The sequence below is a fragment of the Allobosea sp. 05T433 genome (genome assembly GCF_056396065.1).
This window is the reverse complement of the sequence record NZ_JBFTKS010000003.1, coordinates 157,313-173,030: the sequence shown is the minus strand read 5'-3', so window position 1 is coordinate 173,030 and position 15,718 is coordinate 157,313. Positions and strand designations below refer to the sequence as shown.

The window sequence follows — 15,718 nt, the reverse complement described above, 5'->3', positions numbered from 1 at the left end:
ATGGCCGTGCCCCAGTCGCTGCTCTCGGTGCGGGACCTCAAGGTCGTCTTCGACGGCCGACATGGCCCGCTGACGGCGCTCGACGGCGTTTCGCTCGAGATCGCGCCAGGCGAGATCCTTGGCGTTGTCGGCGAGTCGGGGGCGGGCAAATCCCTGACCGGTACGGCGGTGATCGGCCTGCTCGATCCGCCCGGCCGGGTTGCAGGCGGCAGCATCCATCTCAACGGCCGGCGCATCGACAATCTCCCAGCCGAGGCGATGCGCCTGGTGCGGGGCAAGGAGATCGGCGCGATCTTCCAGGATCCGCTGACCTCGCTCCATCCACTGCTCCGGGTTGGGGATCAGATCGTCGAGACGATCCTGGCGCATCTGCCGGTCAGCCGTGGCGAGGCGCGGGCACGGGCGCTCCACCTTCTCAAGGAAGTCGGCATTCCCGCCGCCGAAACGCGGATCGACCATTATCCGCATCAGTTCTCGGGCGGCATGCGCCAGCGTGTGGTGATCGCGCTGGCTCTCTGCGCCGAACCCAAGCTGATCATCGCGGACGAGCCGACGACGGCGCTCGACGTTTCGATCCAGGCGCAGATCATGAGCCTGCTCAAGCGGCTCTGCCGCGAGCATGGCACAGCGATCATGCTGGTGACACATGACATGGGCGTGATCGCCGAGACGGCAGACAGGGTCGCGGTGATGTATGCCGGACGGGTCGTCGAGGTCGGCCCTGTGAAGGATGTGACGCGCCACCCCAGCCATCCCTATACGGCCGGGCTGATGGCTTCGATCCCGAGCGTGCATGAGCGCCATCGCCATCTCAACCAGATCGACGGCGCCATGCCGCGACTGAACGCCATACCGAAGGGCTGCGCCTTCAATCCGCGGTGCGGTTCTTGCCGCGACCGCTGCCGCGACGAGCGGCCTTCGCTGGGCGCGGGGCTCCATATCGCCGCCTGCCATTTCCCCTTGCGCGAGCTGGTTCATGGCTGAAACCGAAACCATTCTCGAGGTGAAGGCGGCGTCGTGCCGCTTCGACGTCTCGGCGCCCTGGCTGTCCCGTCTGGCTTCGCATGAGCCGCGCCGTGTGTTGAGGGCGGTCGAGGATATCTCCTTCACGGTCCAGCGTGGCACCACTTTCAGCATCGTCGGCGAGTMCGGCTGCGGGAAGTCGACGMTGGCACGGATGATCGTCGGGCTGCAGCGCCCGACCGAGGGCAGCTTGCGCTTCGCCGATATCCGCCGCCTCGATGGCAGCTTCGGTCCGCCACGCGTTCAGATGATCTTCCAGGATCCCTACGCCAGCCTGAATCCGCGCTGGCGGGTCGGCGACATCATCGCCGAGCCGATCCGCGAGCTGAAGCTGCGCCGCGATGACGCCGAGGCGACGGAACGCGTCGGCGATCTGCTCGAGATCGTCGGTCTGTCCCGCGCCGACGCCCGGCGCTTCCCGCATGAATTCTCTGGCGGGCAGCGGCAGCGCATCTCGATCGCCCGTGCACTGGCGACCGAGGCCGATTTCCTGGTCTGCGACGAGCCGACCTCGGCACTCGACGTCTCCGTGCAGGCACAGATCCTCAATCTCATGGTGAGGCTGCAGGCCGAGTTCGGCCTGACCTATCTCTTCATCAGCCATAATCTCTCGGTGGTTCGGCACATGTCCGACCATCTGGCGATCATGTATCTCGGCCGCTTCGTCGAGGCCGGCCCCGCCGATGAGGTCTTCAACCTGCCGCGCCATCCCTATACGCGGCTGCTGCTCGAGACGATTCCCGATGTCGAGAGACCGAACCGGGAGCGCAAGCCGATGTCGGGCGAGGTGCCGAGCCCGATTGCGCCGCCGAGCGGCTGCGCGTTTCACCCGCGCTGTGCGAGTGCCGTCGAGCGCTGTTCGCAGCAACGCCCCCCGCTGCGCGATTTCGGCGATGTCCGCCTCGCCTGCGACAGAGCGTGATCGGTACGCGGAGGGATGGTTAACGGCCGAACTGGCCGTTAACGCGCGATTTACCGTGTTTTGCCTAGGGTAAGCGAGGCTTCCTCTGGTCCCGGATACATCTCGCCATGCAAGCACAGGCGCTCAAGCTGCCGGAGACGGCCAATGAGGATGTGCTCAATGGGACTGCGGCCGCCCGCGCCATTGGCGAGATCGCGGAGCGCTTCGGCAAGCTCGGGGTCGAGATCACGGATATTTCCGGCCGCATCGGCGATGTCACACGACAGCTCGAAGGCCAGGCCGAAGGGCTGCACCGCGTCGTTGCGTCCGTCGAGCAGGTTTCGCTCTCCAATCGCTCGATCCAGAGTTCGGCGGAAGACGCTCAGAAGGCGGCGTCTGTCGTCAAGAGTGGCCTGGAACGGGTCACGGGAGCGGTTCGGCAGGGGCTGAATGCTGCCCAGAGCGATATCGAGACGCTGAGCCAGGGGGCCGAATCGATTTCGGCTGCGCTTGCCGAGGCCGTCACCAATGCCCACAAGGTTCGCGAGGCGAGCGACGCCATCCAGACGATCACGCGCGAGATCCAACTGCTCTCGATCAATGCCGGTGTCGAGGCGGCGCGGAGTGGTTCGGCGGGGCGCGGGTTTGCGGTCATCGCTGCGGCCGTGAAGCAACTCTCCGAGCAGACGCGTGAGGCGACCGCACTCAGCACCCGACAGCTCGACGCGCTTGTGGAAACGGTCGATCAGCTTGCCCGCCGCAGTTTCGAGAATGCAGCGGTCGCCCGCCGCGCGAGCGAGGAGAGCAGGGGAATATCCCGGCAGGTCGGCGAACTCGACATTTTCGGTCGCTCGGTCGTCGGGCTGATCGGCGATATCGATGCGATCTCGAATCCGACGCGGGAGAATGCCATCGCCTTCGCCAAGGTCGGCGAGGATCTCAAGGCGCTGGTCGCCGGCGTCGACCAGTCGAGCGGCAATCTCGATCTCGCGTCGGGCCGGGCGGCTTCGCTCGTCTCGATCAGCGAGGCGATCCTCGGTTCGATTGCGGCTTCCGGCGTGCGCACCGCGCAATCGGAACTGATCGCCACCGCCATGGAGACGGCGCAAGCCATTTCCGGCCTCTTCGAGGACGCCGTGGCACAAGGCAAAGTCACGATGGCCGATCTCTTCGATGAGACCTATCGTCCGATCGGCGGCTCGGACCCCCTGCAGCATATGACGCGTTTCGTCGCGTTGACCGATCGTCTGCTGCCGCCGCTCCAGGAAAGGCTGCTGGCCGCAGACAAGCGCGTCGTTTTCTGCGCGGCCGTCGATCGCAACGGCTTTCTGCCGACCCATAACCGCAAGTACTCGCAGGCGCAGGGACGGGATCCGATCTGGAACAACGCGAATTGCCGGAACCGCCGCGTCTTCGCGGATCGCACCGGGTTGGCGGCTGCCCGCAACCAGAAACCCTTCCTGCTGCAGACCTATCGGCGCGACATGGGCGGCGGCCAGTTTCTCGTCATGGAGGACCTCTCCGCGCCGATCTGGGTCAAGGGGCGCCATTGGGGCGGAATTCGCTTCGGTCTCAGCGTTTGAGGCGACCGCATTAACGGCCTGTGAGCGTTCCTGCAGGCAAGACTACGCGTAGCGCCAGGATGGCGCGTCGGGTTGAGTGAGTGTCCGGTCCAGCGTCATGCATATCGCGCCGTCTTTTCCCAATCTCTCGGTCCTGCTGATCGATAGCAGCGCGCATTACCGGCGCATCGTCCGGACCATGCTCTACCAGGCGTCGCTCCACCGCATCTTCGAGGCCCCGGATTTGTCCTCGGCCGCAACGATGTTCATCCAGAAGCAGCCGAACATCGTGGTCCTGGACTGGGACCTGCCCGATTCCGGCAGTGTCAAATGCCTGGCGTCGATCCGTTCGTTCAAGACTTCGCCCTTCGCCAAGGCTCCGGTCCTGGTGATGATGGAACGCCCCGACCGCCGCTCGGTCGTGCAGGCGGCCAAGCTCGGGGCGCACGAGATCATCACCAAGCCGATCTCGCCCAACGCGCTCTGGCTGCACCTGTCCGGGATCATCAACATCCCGCGCAAGTACAAGGAGCAGAACGGCAGCATCTCGCTCGTTCCGCGTGCCATCAGCAATGCCATGTTCTGACCACATCTGCCTCGGAAACGCCCAAAGGGTTGATGCCGGGGTGCCGCCGATTAGCGAAATTTTTACCAATCTGGCGTGATCTTCCATCCGCCAATCATGGGTCCCGCCGCCGTGGTCATCACCGTCTCGCTTCCAGCCTTTCTCGGTCGTTCCGAGGCGGCAGCCTTCCGCAATCAGCTGCTCGTCGCGCTGGAGCAGAAGGAGAGCATCGCCGTCGAATGCGCTGAAGCTGGCCCCCTGCCCAGCCTCTGGATTCAGTTGCTCCATGCCGCCGCGACCAGTGCGCAGGCAAAGGGGCTCAGCGTCACTCTCAAGGCGGCCTCGGAAGAGTGCCGCAAGTCCCTGCAGGCGATCGGCTTCGATCCTGCCCAAAGCGCTCTCGTCCTGGAGTGATATCGATGCGAATCCTGGCCATCGACGATACGAAGACCCTGCTCAGTCTGCTCAGCCTGACGCTTCGCAATGCCGGACATGAGGTGGCGGAAGCGGAGAACGGCGAGGACGGCCTCGTCAAGTTCGACCAGTTCCAGCCCGATCTGGTGATCACCGACCTCAACATGCCGTTGATGGACGGAATCGAGTTCACGCGCGCCTGCCGTGCCCGACCGGCCGGCCAGAATACGCCGATCATCGTGTTGACGACGGAAAACGGCGCCGAGATCAAGGCGGAGGGCCGGCGCGCCGGTGCCAGCGCCTGGATGGTCAAGCCGTTCGAGCCCAACACCCTGCTCGGCCTCGTTGCTCGCTATCAGAACTAAGGCTGGCCGATGGATCCGTTAGCGGAACTCAAACAAACGTTCTTCCAGGAATGCGAAGAGCTTCTCGGCGCTCTGGAGCAAAAGCTTCAGGCGCTTGATGAGGGCTCACGCGAGCCCGAGGACGTCAACGCCGCATTTCGCGCGATCCATTCGATCAAGGGCGGGGCAGGGGCCTTCGGTTGCACGGAGCTCGTCGCCTTCGCCCATGTCTTCGAGGCCTCGCTCGATCATTTGCGTTCGGGGCGTGTCGCGATCGAGGACGCTCCCTTCGGACTGTTCCTGCGCTGCTCGGATGCCGTTGCCGATCTGGTGTCGGCGGCGCGCAATGACGAACCGGCCCGCCCGCGTCCTGATCTGCTCGAGGCGCTGGAACGTGTCGGGCAGGCCGAACCCGTCGCAGCAGCTCCTGCCGCTGCCGCTTCCGCACCTCCAGTGCCATCGGCCTCCGCGCCTGCGAGCGACGACGCCCCGCCGGGTATCGCAGCGCTCGGCAATCTGCTTGCGATGGTCGAGGCGAAGTCCGCCGCGCCCGTGAAGCCGATCGATGACGGCTGGGACGACGAGCCAGTTGCCGCCGTCGCTCCGGCCGAGCCGGTGAAGGCCGGCAGCGAGATGTGCCTGCGCATCACGCCGGATCGCGACCTCTTCCGCCGTGTGATCGAACCCCGCGTCGTGCTGGCGGCTCTGCCGCCGGAGGATATCGTTTCCGTCTCCTGCGACCTGAGCCACGTGCCGTCGCTGGAGGAACTCGACGTCACCGATTGCTGGATGCGCTTTGCCGTGAACCTGCGCACGCAGTTGTCGGTCGAAGAGCTGCACGGCAAGTTCGATTTCACCCTCGCGACCGAGGAGTTCGAGATCGAGGCGATGCCCGAGCCGGCCAATGACGATGTGGTCTCGTTCGCGCCAGTCGCTGCCGTCGAAGCAGAGGTGCCGCAGTCGGTTGCTGCCGATCTCTCGGCAATCCTGGCGAAGCTCGGGCCTGCTCCGGCCGCTGCGCCGGAACCCGTTCCTGTGCCGGCTCCTGCGCCGGCCCCAGTCGAGGCGGCGGCTCCGCCGGTGCCGCGTCCTGCGCTTCGTGCTCCTGCCAATGATGCTCCTGCGGCCCGCCAACGCCAGGCCGTCAGCGTTCGTGTCGATCTCGACCGCATCGACAAGCTGATGAATCTCGTCGGCGAGATCGTCATTACCCAGTCCATGCTGGTCGAATGCGTGCGCTCGCTGCCTTATGACGTCTATGCCAAGACCGCCGAGGGCATCCTGACGCTGTCGCGCCAGACACGCGAGCTGCAGGACCATGTCATGGCCGTGCGCGCGCAGCCGGTGAAGGCCGTGTTCCAGCGCATGCCGCGCCTCGTCCGCGAGCTTGCGCAGACCCTGGGCAAGGAAGTGCGCCTGGTACTCGAAGGCGAAAACACCGAGGTCGACAAGACGATCATCGAAGAGCTTGCCGATCCGCTGACTCACATGATCCGCAATTCGATGGATCATGGCCTGGAGACGCCGGAGGAACGCCTGGCAGCAGGCAAGGGGCCGGAGGGTACGATCCAGCTCACCGCCGAACATCGGGCCGGGCGCATCGTGATTTCCGTCACCGATGACGGGCGCGGCATCAATCGCGAGAAGCTACTGGGCAAGGCCCGTTCGCGTGGTCTTGTCGGCCCCGATGAAAAGCTTGCACCCGAGGAGATCGACCAGTTGATCTTCGCCGCCGGGCTTTCGACCGCGGAGGCCGTCAGCGACATCTCGGGCCGCGGCGTCGGCATGGATGTGGTGCGGCGCAATGTCGAGTCGCTTGGCGGCCGCATCAGCGTCGATTCCGAGCCCGGCCGCGGTTGCAAGTTCACCCTGGCATTGCCGCTGACGCTCGCCGTGCTCGAGGGCATGGTGATCCGCTGCGGTGACGATCGCTACGTCATCCCGATCGCGAGTGTGATCGAGACCCAGCACCTCGCCAATACGCCGATCGAGCATCTCACCTTCGGCCAGGAAGTCCTGCGCTGGCGCGGTGAGGTCACACCGCTCTACCGGCTCGGCGCCGTGATGGGCTCGTCCGGGCAGCGCGACGAGAACATCATCATCATCGCCGAAACCGAGCGCGGCGGTAATGTCGGAATTGCGGTCGACGAGATCGTCGGCCAGCAGCAGGTCGTCGTGAAGAGCCTCGAGGCGAATTACGGCGCGGTCAACGGCGCATCCGCCGCGACCATCCTCGGCGACGGCCTCGTCGCCCTGATCCTCGATGTCGACTCGATGCTGAGGCTGGCCGCGACCGGCAGCCGGCAACCCGCTCCCGAACTGAAAATGGCTGGATGATCATGACCCTTCAACTCGGCGAAAAGCACTTCTCGTCGGCGCAGCCTGAATCAGCCGTGCGTCGTATCGTTACCTTCCGCGTCGGTGATCGGACTTTCGGCATCGATGTCGGCATGGTTCGTGAAATCAAGGGCTGGCAGGTGACCACGCCCCTGCCGCATGCGGCTCCGCATGTGCGCGGCGTGCTCAATCTGCGCGGCGTCATTCTCGCGGTCTACGACCTGCGCACCTCGATCGGCCTCGGTGTCACCGATGCCACGGCAACCCACGTCATCGTCGTCGTCGATGTCGAGGACAAGACCGCCGGCCTGCTGGTCGACTCGGTCTCCGACATCGTCGATGTTCCGGTCAGCGCGGTTCGCCCGGCGCCGGATCTGGAGCGTGACGAGCATGGCCTGATCGAAGGCCTCGTGTTGCTCGACACCGAGATCGTCGCCTTGCTCGACCTCGCGGCCGTGATCCGCGAAGGCGGGGCGGAAACCCCTCTCGCTCGGACCACCCGGGCGGCTTGATCATCATCTGACGCGGCAACGCGCCAGATGACTGAGCCGGGGAAGGCCAACGCGCCAAGAAAGACACGACAAGAACATGGGCAGCTTCGCCGGTTCCCTTTCGAGACTCTCGGTACGGCTGCCGCTGATGTTTCTCGGCGCGGCTTTCGTTTCGGGCGGCGCCATCGGCGCCGCCGCCTATCATGTCGCCTGGGGGCGGCTGAATGACCTCGCGCAGCTCGGGCTGAGCGCCGCCGATATCGACGGTGCCGTGCGATCGGCCATTCCGCAGATGCTGGGGATCAGCGCCGTTTCGCTGGTCGCGATCGCGGCCGTCGGCTGGTTTGCGGCGCGCTCGATCTACCGGCCCATCGTCGAGATGCGCGATGCGGTCGGCCTGTTGGCCCAGGGCGAGAACGCCGCGATCCCGGGCCTCGCCCGCGGCGACGAGATCGGCGACCTTGCCCGCGCCCTGAAGAGCATTCACGAGACAGGGGTCGAAGCTGCGCGTATCCGTGCCGCGCTCGATGACTGCCGCACCAATGTCATGGTCTGCGATCGGCAGAACCGCGTCGTCTACGTCAACAAGTCGCTGCTGAAGTTCTTTGCCGAGGCCCAGGAGGATTTTCGCACGGCCTTCCCGGGCTGCTCGGCCAAGGACATGCTTGGCCGGGTCATGGATGCCGTCTATGGCGACGCCGTGTTCGGGCGGCATGATGTCGGCGGGGCCCGCGCGATCCGCTATGCGCTCGGCCGGCGGACTATTTCGCTGTCTTTGAGCCCTGTCCTGCATGCCAATGGCGAGCGTCTCGGCACCGCCGTCGAATGGCTGGAACTGACCGACGAACTTGCMGCCGCCAACGAGGTTGCAGATGTCGTCTCGGCGGCCGTCGAGGGCGACTTCTCGCGTCGTATTCCGCTAGCGGGCAAGCCGGAGGCGATGGCTCGCATCGCCGAGGGCCTGAATCAGATCAATACCCTGGTCGAAGGCGCGGTCGGCGAATTTTCGAGCGTGCTCGGTGGACTGGCTGAGGGTGACCTGAGCCACCGCATGGAGGGGGACTATCGCGGCCGCCTCGCAGAGCTGAAGCGCAGCCTGAACGGAGCACTCGCCCATCTCGGCCAGACCGTCTCGACCATCCAACTGACGGCAGGCAATGTTTCGCGAGCCGCGATCGAGATCAATTCCGGCGCAGGCGACCTTGCCAGGCGGACTGAAGCGACAGCCGGCAATCTGGAGGAAACTGCCGCGACGACCGAGGAGCTGGCAGCCTCCGTCAAGCAGAGCGCGGCCCGCTCCCGCGAGGCGACCCAGCTGGCCGGAGAGGCCATGAATGTGGCCAATGACGGCAGGGTTGTCGTGTCCCAGGCGGTTGGCGCGATCGAACGGATCGAAACGTCCTCCGTCCGCATCTCGGAGATCGTCTCTGTGATCGACGGTATTGCCTTCCAGACCAATCTGCTGGCGCTCAATGCGGCGGTCGAGGCTGCGCGGGCCGGTGATGCGGGCAAGGGGTTTGCCGTTGTGGCCTCCGAAGTGCGCGCCCTGGCACAGCGTTCCGCTCAGGCTGCGCGGGATATCAAGGGTCTCATCGCGACCTCCAACGAGCAGGTCGGCGAGGGCGTGCGCTTCGTACGCAGCACCGGTGAAGCTCTGGAGCGGATCGTGGCCGCTGCGAGCAAGGTCTCTGCGACCGTCGCGGAGATCTCTTCCGCGACCGCCGAGCAGGCCCATGGCATCGAGGAGATGAGCCAGACCGTCGCCCATATGGACGAGATGACCCAGCAGAACTCGGCTTTGGCGGAGCAGAGTGCGTCATCGGCACATGAACTGATGGCGGAAATCGACAGGCTGAAACAGCTTGTTGCCGTCTTCCGCATCGAGGAAGGGTTCGCTGCGCCGTCGGTTCATGCTGCGCAGACCGAGCCCGCCCGGTTGCAGCGACTTGCGGCTGCAGCGCTCGTCGAGCAGGCGCGTGTCGCGCCGGCGGTCCGCCGCCCGGAGTCGCGTCGGCCGGAACTGACGAAAGCCCCGGCGGTCCGTCCAGCGCCGCGCCGCATCGCCAATGGGCGTGTCGATGATTGGGCCGAGTTCTAGTTCGATGTTGTCAGGTTCACAGTGATGCTCGCGCCTCAAGGTCTTCCCGAAGCCACGCTGACGCGTGAGGACATGGGCTTCATATCGAAGCTCGTCTACGAGCATGCCGGCATCGTCATCCGCGAACACAAGGAAGCGATGACGCGCGGTCGCCTTTCCCGACGCGTCAAGGCGCTGGGAATGGGCTCGGTCGCGGAGTACTGCGCCTTCCTGAAGACGCCGGGCGCGCAGGACGAGATCCCCGAGCTGATCAACGCGGTCACCACCAACCACACCGCCTTCTTCCGCGAGCGGCATCATTTCGACCATTTGCGCCGCGATGTGCTGCCGAGGCTGGTTCAGGAACGCGGCGGCCGGCGCGGGCGTATCCGGATCTGGTCCTCTGCCTGCTCCTCCGGCGAGGAGCCCTACAGCATTGCGGCTGTCTCGCGCGACGTCATCGGCTCACGCAGCGATCTCGATTTCCGCATTCTGGCGACTGATATCGACACGGACATCCTCAACCGGGCGGAAGCGGGCATCTATCCGGCGGAGCTGTTCGAGCGTCTGCCCGCCGATGTCAGGCCGCTGCTGCGCCTGGACGGGCAGGTCGGGCGTGGAGAGGCGCGGATCAGCGATGATCTGCGCCGGCTGATCGCCTTCAAGCGGCTCAATCTCATCGAAAACTGGCCGATGCGTGGCCCATTCGATGCCATTTTCTGCCGAAACGTCTTCATCTATTTCGATACCCGGACCAAGGCCACGATCCTCGACCGCTTCGTCGATCTGCTTGCGCCGGGAGGTTTCCTCTATCTCGGTCATTCCGAGTCGCTCCCGCAACCTCACCCGCAGCTCAGGCTGATCGGCCGCACGATCTACGAGAGAACCCCATGAGTATCACGCGGTCCTCTCGGCGCTATTTCGACCCCCGTTTCGAGGCGACGATCATCACGGTCGCGCCAGGTGAGCACGAGATCACCTCGGCGAAGGACGAGATCGTCGCGACTGTGCTGGGCTCGTGCATCTCGGTCTGCATGCGCGATCCGCAGGCAGGGGTCGGTGGGCTGAACCATTTCCTGCTGCCGAAGAACAACAGTGGCAACGATGCCAGCGCCGGCGAGCGTTATGGCGACACCGCGATGGAAGTTCTCATCAACGGCCTGCTCAAGCGCGGCGGCAAACGAAATCATCTCGAAGCCAAGGTCTTCGGCGGGGCACGGGTCCTGTCGGGGGCGACCATGCTCGCCATAGGCGACGGCAACATTGCCTTCGTGCTCGACTTCCTCAACCGGGAAGGCATTCCCATCGTCTCCAAGGATGTCGGCGGCACACGCTCACGGCGAATCCACTATCAGCCTTCCACGGGACGGGCCTGGGTGCAGCATGTGCAGCCGAGCGTCCGCAGCAGCGAGCATGAGCAGGAAGTGGCCTATCTCAACCGACTTAAGACCCAGCCTGTCGCAGGTGATGTCGAGATCTTCACATGACCCTGAACCAAGCACCATCGGCCAAACCCGTCACTGTCCTTGTCGTCGACGATTCCGTCCTGATGCAGAAGCTCATGACGCAGATCATCGACTCCGCCCCCGGCTTCAAGGTGATCGGCGTCGCCGGCAGCGCGGAGGAGGGTTGGGACGCGATCCAGGAGCTGCGGCCAGACCTGCTGACGCTCGATCTCGAACTGCCGGGACGGCACGGCCTCAAATTGCTGGCGCGCGTGCTGAAGCAGGACCCGTTGCCGGTGCTGATCGTCTCAGCCTTCGGCGGCCCAGGCGCCGACAACACCATCCAGGCGCTGGAACTGGGGGCGATCGACTTCATCGAGAAGCCGGACGGCACGACGCATACGCTCGAAGGCTTCATGAAGCATCTGGTGGCTGCGCTTCACCGCGCCTCGGCCAGTCGAAAGATGCTTGCAGCCGCGCGCGCTCTGGCGCGCGAAGCCGCGCCGGCAAGGCCAGCTCCCGTTCGTGAGCCTGGGCGCGCTTCCGCCTCGCCCGGTGGGCGTACGTCGTTGATCGCCATCGGCGCCTCGACCGGCGGCGTACCGGCCGTGCAGGTGGTGATGCGGGACCTCGCCAATCTGCGCATCCCGATGGTCGTGGTTCAGCACATGCCCGCCGGCTACACGGCAAAATTCGCCGCACGCCTGGCGGCAGCCACCGGGCTTGACGTCCGCGAGGCGGCCGACGGGGACAAGCTGAAGCCCGGCATGGCGGTCGTCGCGCCAGGTGGCCTGCGCCATCTCGAGATCGAGGAGCGCCGTGGGGAACTGGTCTGTGTCCTGAAGGAAGGGCCGCTGGTCAGCGGTCATTCGCCATCGGTCGATGTCATGTTCCACTCGGTGGCGCGCAGCCTGGGTGCCCATGCGGTAGGCGTGCTGCTGACCGGGATGGGCCGGGACGGGGCAGACGGTTTGTTAGCCATGCGCAAAGCCGGTGCCGAGACGTTAATTCAAAGTGGCGAAACCTGTGTGGTAAACGGGATGCCGAAAGCAGCATTCGAGATCGGGGCCGCTGATCGCGTTGTGGCACTCGACCAGATTGGCGCCGCTATCGGCCACCTGATCGCAGAACGTCCGCATCAGCGCACCGCGTGAGGAGAGCGTGATGAAAGCCAGAAGTGACTACCGGATCCTCGTGGTCGACGACCAGAAGAGCATGCGCGGTCTTGCCACCTATTTCCTGAAGCAGATCGAGTTCCAGGACATCGATGAGGCGGAGAATGCGCGCGAAGCGCTGATGAAGATGCAGACCAAGCGCTATGATCTGCTTCTGCTCGACTGGAACATGGACGGAATGAGCGGCATCGATCTGCTGCGGGCGATCCGTTCCGTGCCGGAGCTCAACCAGATCAAGATCATCATGGCGACCTCCGAGCGCTCGGTGGACAAGATGGACGAGGCGACCAGCAACGGCGCAGACCACTATGTCGTGAAACCCTATGAGCTCCGCGATCTCGAGGTGCGGGTGAAGAAGGTTCTCGCCTGCTGAGCGCAGGCGGCTCGAGGCTAAAGCATCGGCCCGAAGAGTGGATTGCGGTTTTTGGGAAAGCCGATGCAAAGACAAAGGGATAGATCATCGGACCGGATACGATTTCCTGTCCGATGATCTAATCTCACCATTGTGATCCAGCGCCTCGGGCCATCATGGCTGCGGGGCGCTCTCATTTGCGCCAGTATCTGCGCCGGATCATGAGGTTTCGCGGGAGGGCAGGCCATGCCGCTGCTTCGTCGTGACGTGTTGAGCCTGATCGGCGGGCTCGCTGCGAGCCCATCATTTGCCATATCGCCGGATATGCAGAGCGCACCCGACGCCTACCAGTTTGCATTCGCCCGGCTCGAGGGCGGCCATATTCCGCTGGCGGCCTATCGCGGCAAGCCGATCCTGATCGTCAACACGGCTACCAATTGCGGCTACGCAGGGCAGTTCGCAACACTTGAGCAGCTGTGGCAACGCTATTCCGGCCGTGGCCTGATGTTGCTGGCGGTGCCGTGCAATGACTTCGGCGGGCAGGAGCCGCTGGAAGGTGTGGCTATCGCGGAAGCAGCGCGCCAGACCTATGGCGCGACTTACCCGTTCGCCGCGAAATCGAGCGTGCGTGGCCCGGACGCCCATCCATTCTATCGCTGGGCGGCGACACGGCGGCCGGCCGAAGTCCCGACCTGGAACTTCCATAAGTATCTGGTCGGGCGCGATGGCAGCCTCGTAGGCGGCTTTCCCGCGAGCTCGGACCCGGTCGGCTCACAGCTGATCCGGGCTATCGGTCAGGAGCTGCACGCCGCCTGAGCCCGCCTTCAGCTACGCGCGTAGATGTCTTCGATGCGGATGATGTCGTCCTCGCCGGTATAGGAGCCGACCTGTACCTCGATCAGTTCGAGGTCGATCCTGCCGGGATTGCGCAAGCGGTGGACGCAACCGATCGGCAAGTACACCGATTCATTCTCATTTACGTGCGTGACCTTGGCATCGACCGTAACTTCGGCTGTTCCCGAAACCACGACCCAATGCTCGGCGCGATGAAAGTGCTTCTGCAGGCTGAGCAGCCCGCCCGGCTTGACGTTGATGCGCTTAACCTGGAAGCGCTGGCCGATATCGATGCGCTGATACCAGCCCCAGGGCCGGTAGACCCTCAAGTGCTCGCTCGCCTGCGGCCGGCCATCGGTCTTCATCAACTCGACGAGGTTCTTGACCTTGCCGGCGGCGGCCATTGACGAGACGAGCACGGCATCGCGCGTCGCAACCACGACGACATCGTCGAGGCCGAGAACCGTCGTCAACACGTCATCGCTGCGGACATAGATGCCGTGGCTATCGAGCGCGACCACCTCGCCTTCGAGGACGTTGCGATCGGCGTCCTTCTGTTTGATCTCGTGGATCGAGTCCCAGGCGCCGATATCGGACCAGTCGAAGCTTGCCTGCACGACACCGGCCGCCCGCGTCCGCTCCATCACGGCGTAGTCGATTGAAATCTTGGTGGCCTGGGCAAAGGCCTCCGGATCGAGGCGCAGGAAGTCGAGGTCGCGGGTCGCCTTGGCAATCGCTTCACGCGCGGCATTCAGCACGTCCGGAACGTGGCGTTCCATCTCGTCGCACATCGTTGCCGCGGCAAAGACGAAATTGCCGCTGTTCCAGAGATATCCTTCCTCGAGATAGCGCGTGGCGCGTTCCAGGTCGGGCTTCTCGACAAAACGCTGCAGACGTTTTGCGCGCTCGCCGGGCAGCGGCTCGCCGGGTGCGAGATAGCCATAGGCCGTCGAGGGATGCGTCGGGGGAATGCCGAGCGTCATGATCAGGCCGGACGCAGCGAGCTCGGCTGCGATCGCGCAATCGTCGCGGAATGCCGCAGTCGCCTGAATGACGTGATCGGCTGCAAAGGCCGCACAGATCGCGCCGGCCCTGCGCTGTTCTGCCAATAGCGAGCCGACTGCGACCGCTGCGGCGGAATCGCGTCGCTCCGGCTCCAGGACGATCTCGCCCTTGATGCCGATCGCGAGCATCTGTTCAGCAACGATAAAGCGAAAGTCATTGTTGGTGATGACGATCGGCGCATCGAAGCGCGGGTCATGCAGCCGCTGCAGGGTCGCCTGGAAGGTCGAGATCCCGTCTCCGAGCAGCGGAATGAACTGCTTGGGCAACGTATCGCGCGACAGCGGCCAAAGCCGGGTGCCGGCTCCGCCGGCCATGACGAGCGGAACGATTTTCGGGACTGACATCAAGCGCGCTCTTCTCAGGCAGGTCGTGACCCTGCTGCCTTACAGCAACGTCACTACCATTGGTTAAATGCAGGGTCGTGGAAAAATTCAGGCCTTGGCCTTCTGGCCCGGACGAAAGGCGACGATGACGGTCGGGTCGGTGTCCAGGTATGGGCCCTCGATCAGGTCAATGCAGTAGGGTATGGCGGGCATCACGGCGTCGAGGCATTCGGCGATCGCGCGGGGCCGTCCCGGCAGGTTGACGATGAGCGAGCGACCACGGATGCCGGCGGTCTGGCGCGAGAGTATCGCGGTCGGCACCTTGGTGAGGCTGACCTGGCGCATCAGTTCGCCGAAGCCGGGCATCGGTTTCTCGACAACGTCGTCCGTGGCCTCGGGCGTGACGTCGCGGGGAGCGGGACCGGTGCCTCCCGTCGTGACGATGAGACAGCAGCCCTCGCGGTCGGCAAGTTCGATCAGGGTGTCGGCAATCGCCTTGCGGTCGTCCGGGATGACCCGCGCAACGGCCGTCCAGGGCGAAGCGAGCGCATTCTTCAGGTAGTCGCGAATGGCGGGGCCGCCCTCGTCGGCATAGATGCCGGCCGAGGCCCGGTCGGATATCGTGACGATTCCGATCTTGATATCGCTGGTCATGCCGTCGCACCGTTGCAGGATGATCCTGGCCGGTATCGGGCAGGTAGCGAGCCTGGTCAATCTCGTCATGGGCCGCCGCCTTCCGAGCCGGACGTCGGCTCGACAGGGCGGCGTCGCCGGAGTTGTTCTCAGCTGATGCGTGCGAGGTCGCCAGGC

16 protein-coding genes are annotated in these 15,718 nt (G+C 64.7%); 14 read left to right on the top strand and 2 right to left on the bottom strand.

The features are described 5' to 3' along the window. Positions 1–6: 6 nt before the first annotated feature. The 14 genes from AC1DGP_RS05050 to AC1DGP_RS04985 all read left to right on the top strand — a co-directional run bounded on the left by AC1DGP_RS05050 (position 7) and on the right by AC1DGP_RS04985 (position 13,502). Positions 7–984: an ABC transporter ATP-binding protein gene (locus AC1DGP_RS05050; RefSeq protein WP_201788703.1), complete on the top strand. Its 978-nt coding sequence runs from the start codon at positions 7–9 to the stop codon at positions 982–984. Beyond that, entirely contained in the window at positions 977–1,945 is a 969-nt protein-coding gene (locus AC1DGP_RS05045) for an ABC transporter ATP-binding protein (protein WP_476831794.1), read from the top strand. Before AC1DGP_RS05050 ends, AC1DGP_RS05045 begins: the two co-directional genes overlap by 8 nt. A 107-nt stretch (positions 1,946–2,052) precedes the next feature. Then, positions 2,053–3,507 (top strand): methyl-accepting chemotaxis protein, encoded by a 1,455-nt coding sequence (locus AC1DGP_RS05040; RefSeq protein WP_441505300.1) that lies wholly within the window; start codon positions 2,053–2,055, stop codon positions 3,505–3,507. Positions 3,508–3,604: 97 nt separating this feature from the next. Next, positions 3,605–4,072, top strand: a complete 468-nt coding sequence (locus AC1DGP_RS05035; protein ID WP_113513871.1) for a response regulator — start codon at positions 3,605–3,607, stop codon at positions 4,070–4,072. 96 nt (positions 4,073–4,168) lie between these two features. Beyond that, positions 4,169–4,465, top strand: coding sequence for an STAS domain-containing protein (locus tag AC1DGP_RS05030; protein ID WP_441505301.1), 297 nt, complete (start codon positions 4,169–4,171; stop codon positions 4,463–4,465). A gap of 5 nt (positions 4,466–4,470) precedes the next feature. Further along, entirely contained in the window at positions 4,471–4,830 is a 360-nt protein-coding gene (locus AC1DGP_RS05025) for a response regulator (protein WP_441476827.1), read from the top strand. A gap of 9 nt (positions 4,831–4,839) precedes the next feature. Continuing rightward, on the top strand, positions 4,840–7,146 hold the full coding sequence (locus AC1DGP_RS05020; protein ID WP_441505302.1) for a chemotaxis protein CheA: 2,307 nt from the start codon (positions 4,840–4,842) through the stop codon (positions 7,144–7,146). Between the two features lie 2 nt (positions 7,147–7,148). After that, entirely contained in the window at positions 7,149–7,658 is a 510-nt protein-coding gene (locus AC1DGP_RS05015) for a chemotaxis protein CheW (RefSeq protein WP_069882586.1), read from the top strand. Positions 7,659–7,734: 76 nt separating this feature from the next. After that, a complete protein-coding gene (locus tag AC1DGP_RS05010; protein ID WP_476831793.1) occupies positions 7,735–9,735 on the top strand; it encodes a methyl-accepting chemotaxis protein in 2,001 nt (666 codons plus the stop codon). A gap of 24 nt (positions 9,736–9,759) precedes the next feature. Continuing rightward, on the top strand, positions 9,760–10,608 hold the full coding sequence (locus tag AC1DGP_RS05005; protein WP_441505304.1) for a CheR family methyltransferase: 849 nt from the start codon (positions 9,760–9,762) through the stop codon (positions 10,606–10,608). Further along, a complete protein-coding gene (locus AC1DGP_RS05000) occupies positions 10,605–11,201 on the top strand; it encodes a chemoreceptor glutamine deamidase CheD (RefSeq protein WP_441489356.1) in 597 nt (198 codons plus the stop codon). The genes AC1DGP_RS05005 and AC1DGP_RS05000 overlap by 4 nt, the downstream gene beginning before the upstream one ends. Next, positions 11,198–12,313, top strand: a complete 1,116-nt coding sequence (gene cheB / locus AC1DGP_RS04995; protein WP_441489355.1) for a chemotaxis-specific protein-glutamate methyltransferase CheB — start codon at positions 11,198–11,200, stop codon at positions 12,311–12,313. The genes AC1DGP_RS05000 and cheB overlap by 4 nt, the downstream gene beginning before the upstream one ends. A 10-nt stretch (positions 12,314–12,323) precedes the next feature. Further along, complete coding sequence (locus AC1DGP_RS04990; RefSeq protein WP_043233413.1) at positions 12,324–12,707, top strand: response regulator; 384 nt, start codon at positions 12,324–12,326, stop codon at positions 12,705–12,707. 225 nt (positions 12,708–12,932) lie between these two features. After that, a complete protein-coding gene (locus tag AC1DGP_RS04985) occupies positions 12,933–13,502 on the top strand; it encodes a glutathione peroxidase (RefSeq protein WP_441505305.1) in 570 nt (189 codons plus the stop codon). Positions 13,503–13,510: 8 nt separating this feature from the next. Here AC1DGP_RS04985 and AC1DGP_RS04980 read toward each other — a convergent pair whose 3' ends face one another. Together AC1DGP_RS04980 and mog are read right to left on the bottom strand one after the other, a co-directional pair. Next, the gene (locus AC1DGP_RS04980) at positions 13,511–14,929 is read right to left on the bottom strand and encodes a mannose-1-phosphate guanylyltransferase/mannose-6-phosphate isomerase (RefSeq protein WP_476831792.1); all 1,419 of its coding nucleotides are present in this window, start codon (positions 14,927–14,929) and stop codon (positions 13,511–13,513) included. An 87-nt stretch (positions 14,930–15,016) separates the two neighbouring features. Further along, positions 15,017–15,562 carry a molybdopterin adenylyltransferase gene (gene mog, locus AC1DGP_RS04975; protein ID WP_441489649.1) on the bottom strand — a complete coding sequence of 182 codons (546 nt, stop codon included), beginning with the start codon at positions 15,560–15,562 and terminating at the stop codon, positions 15,017–15,019. Positions 15,563–15,718: the final 156 nt, after the last annotated feature.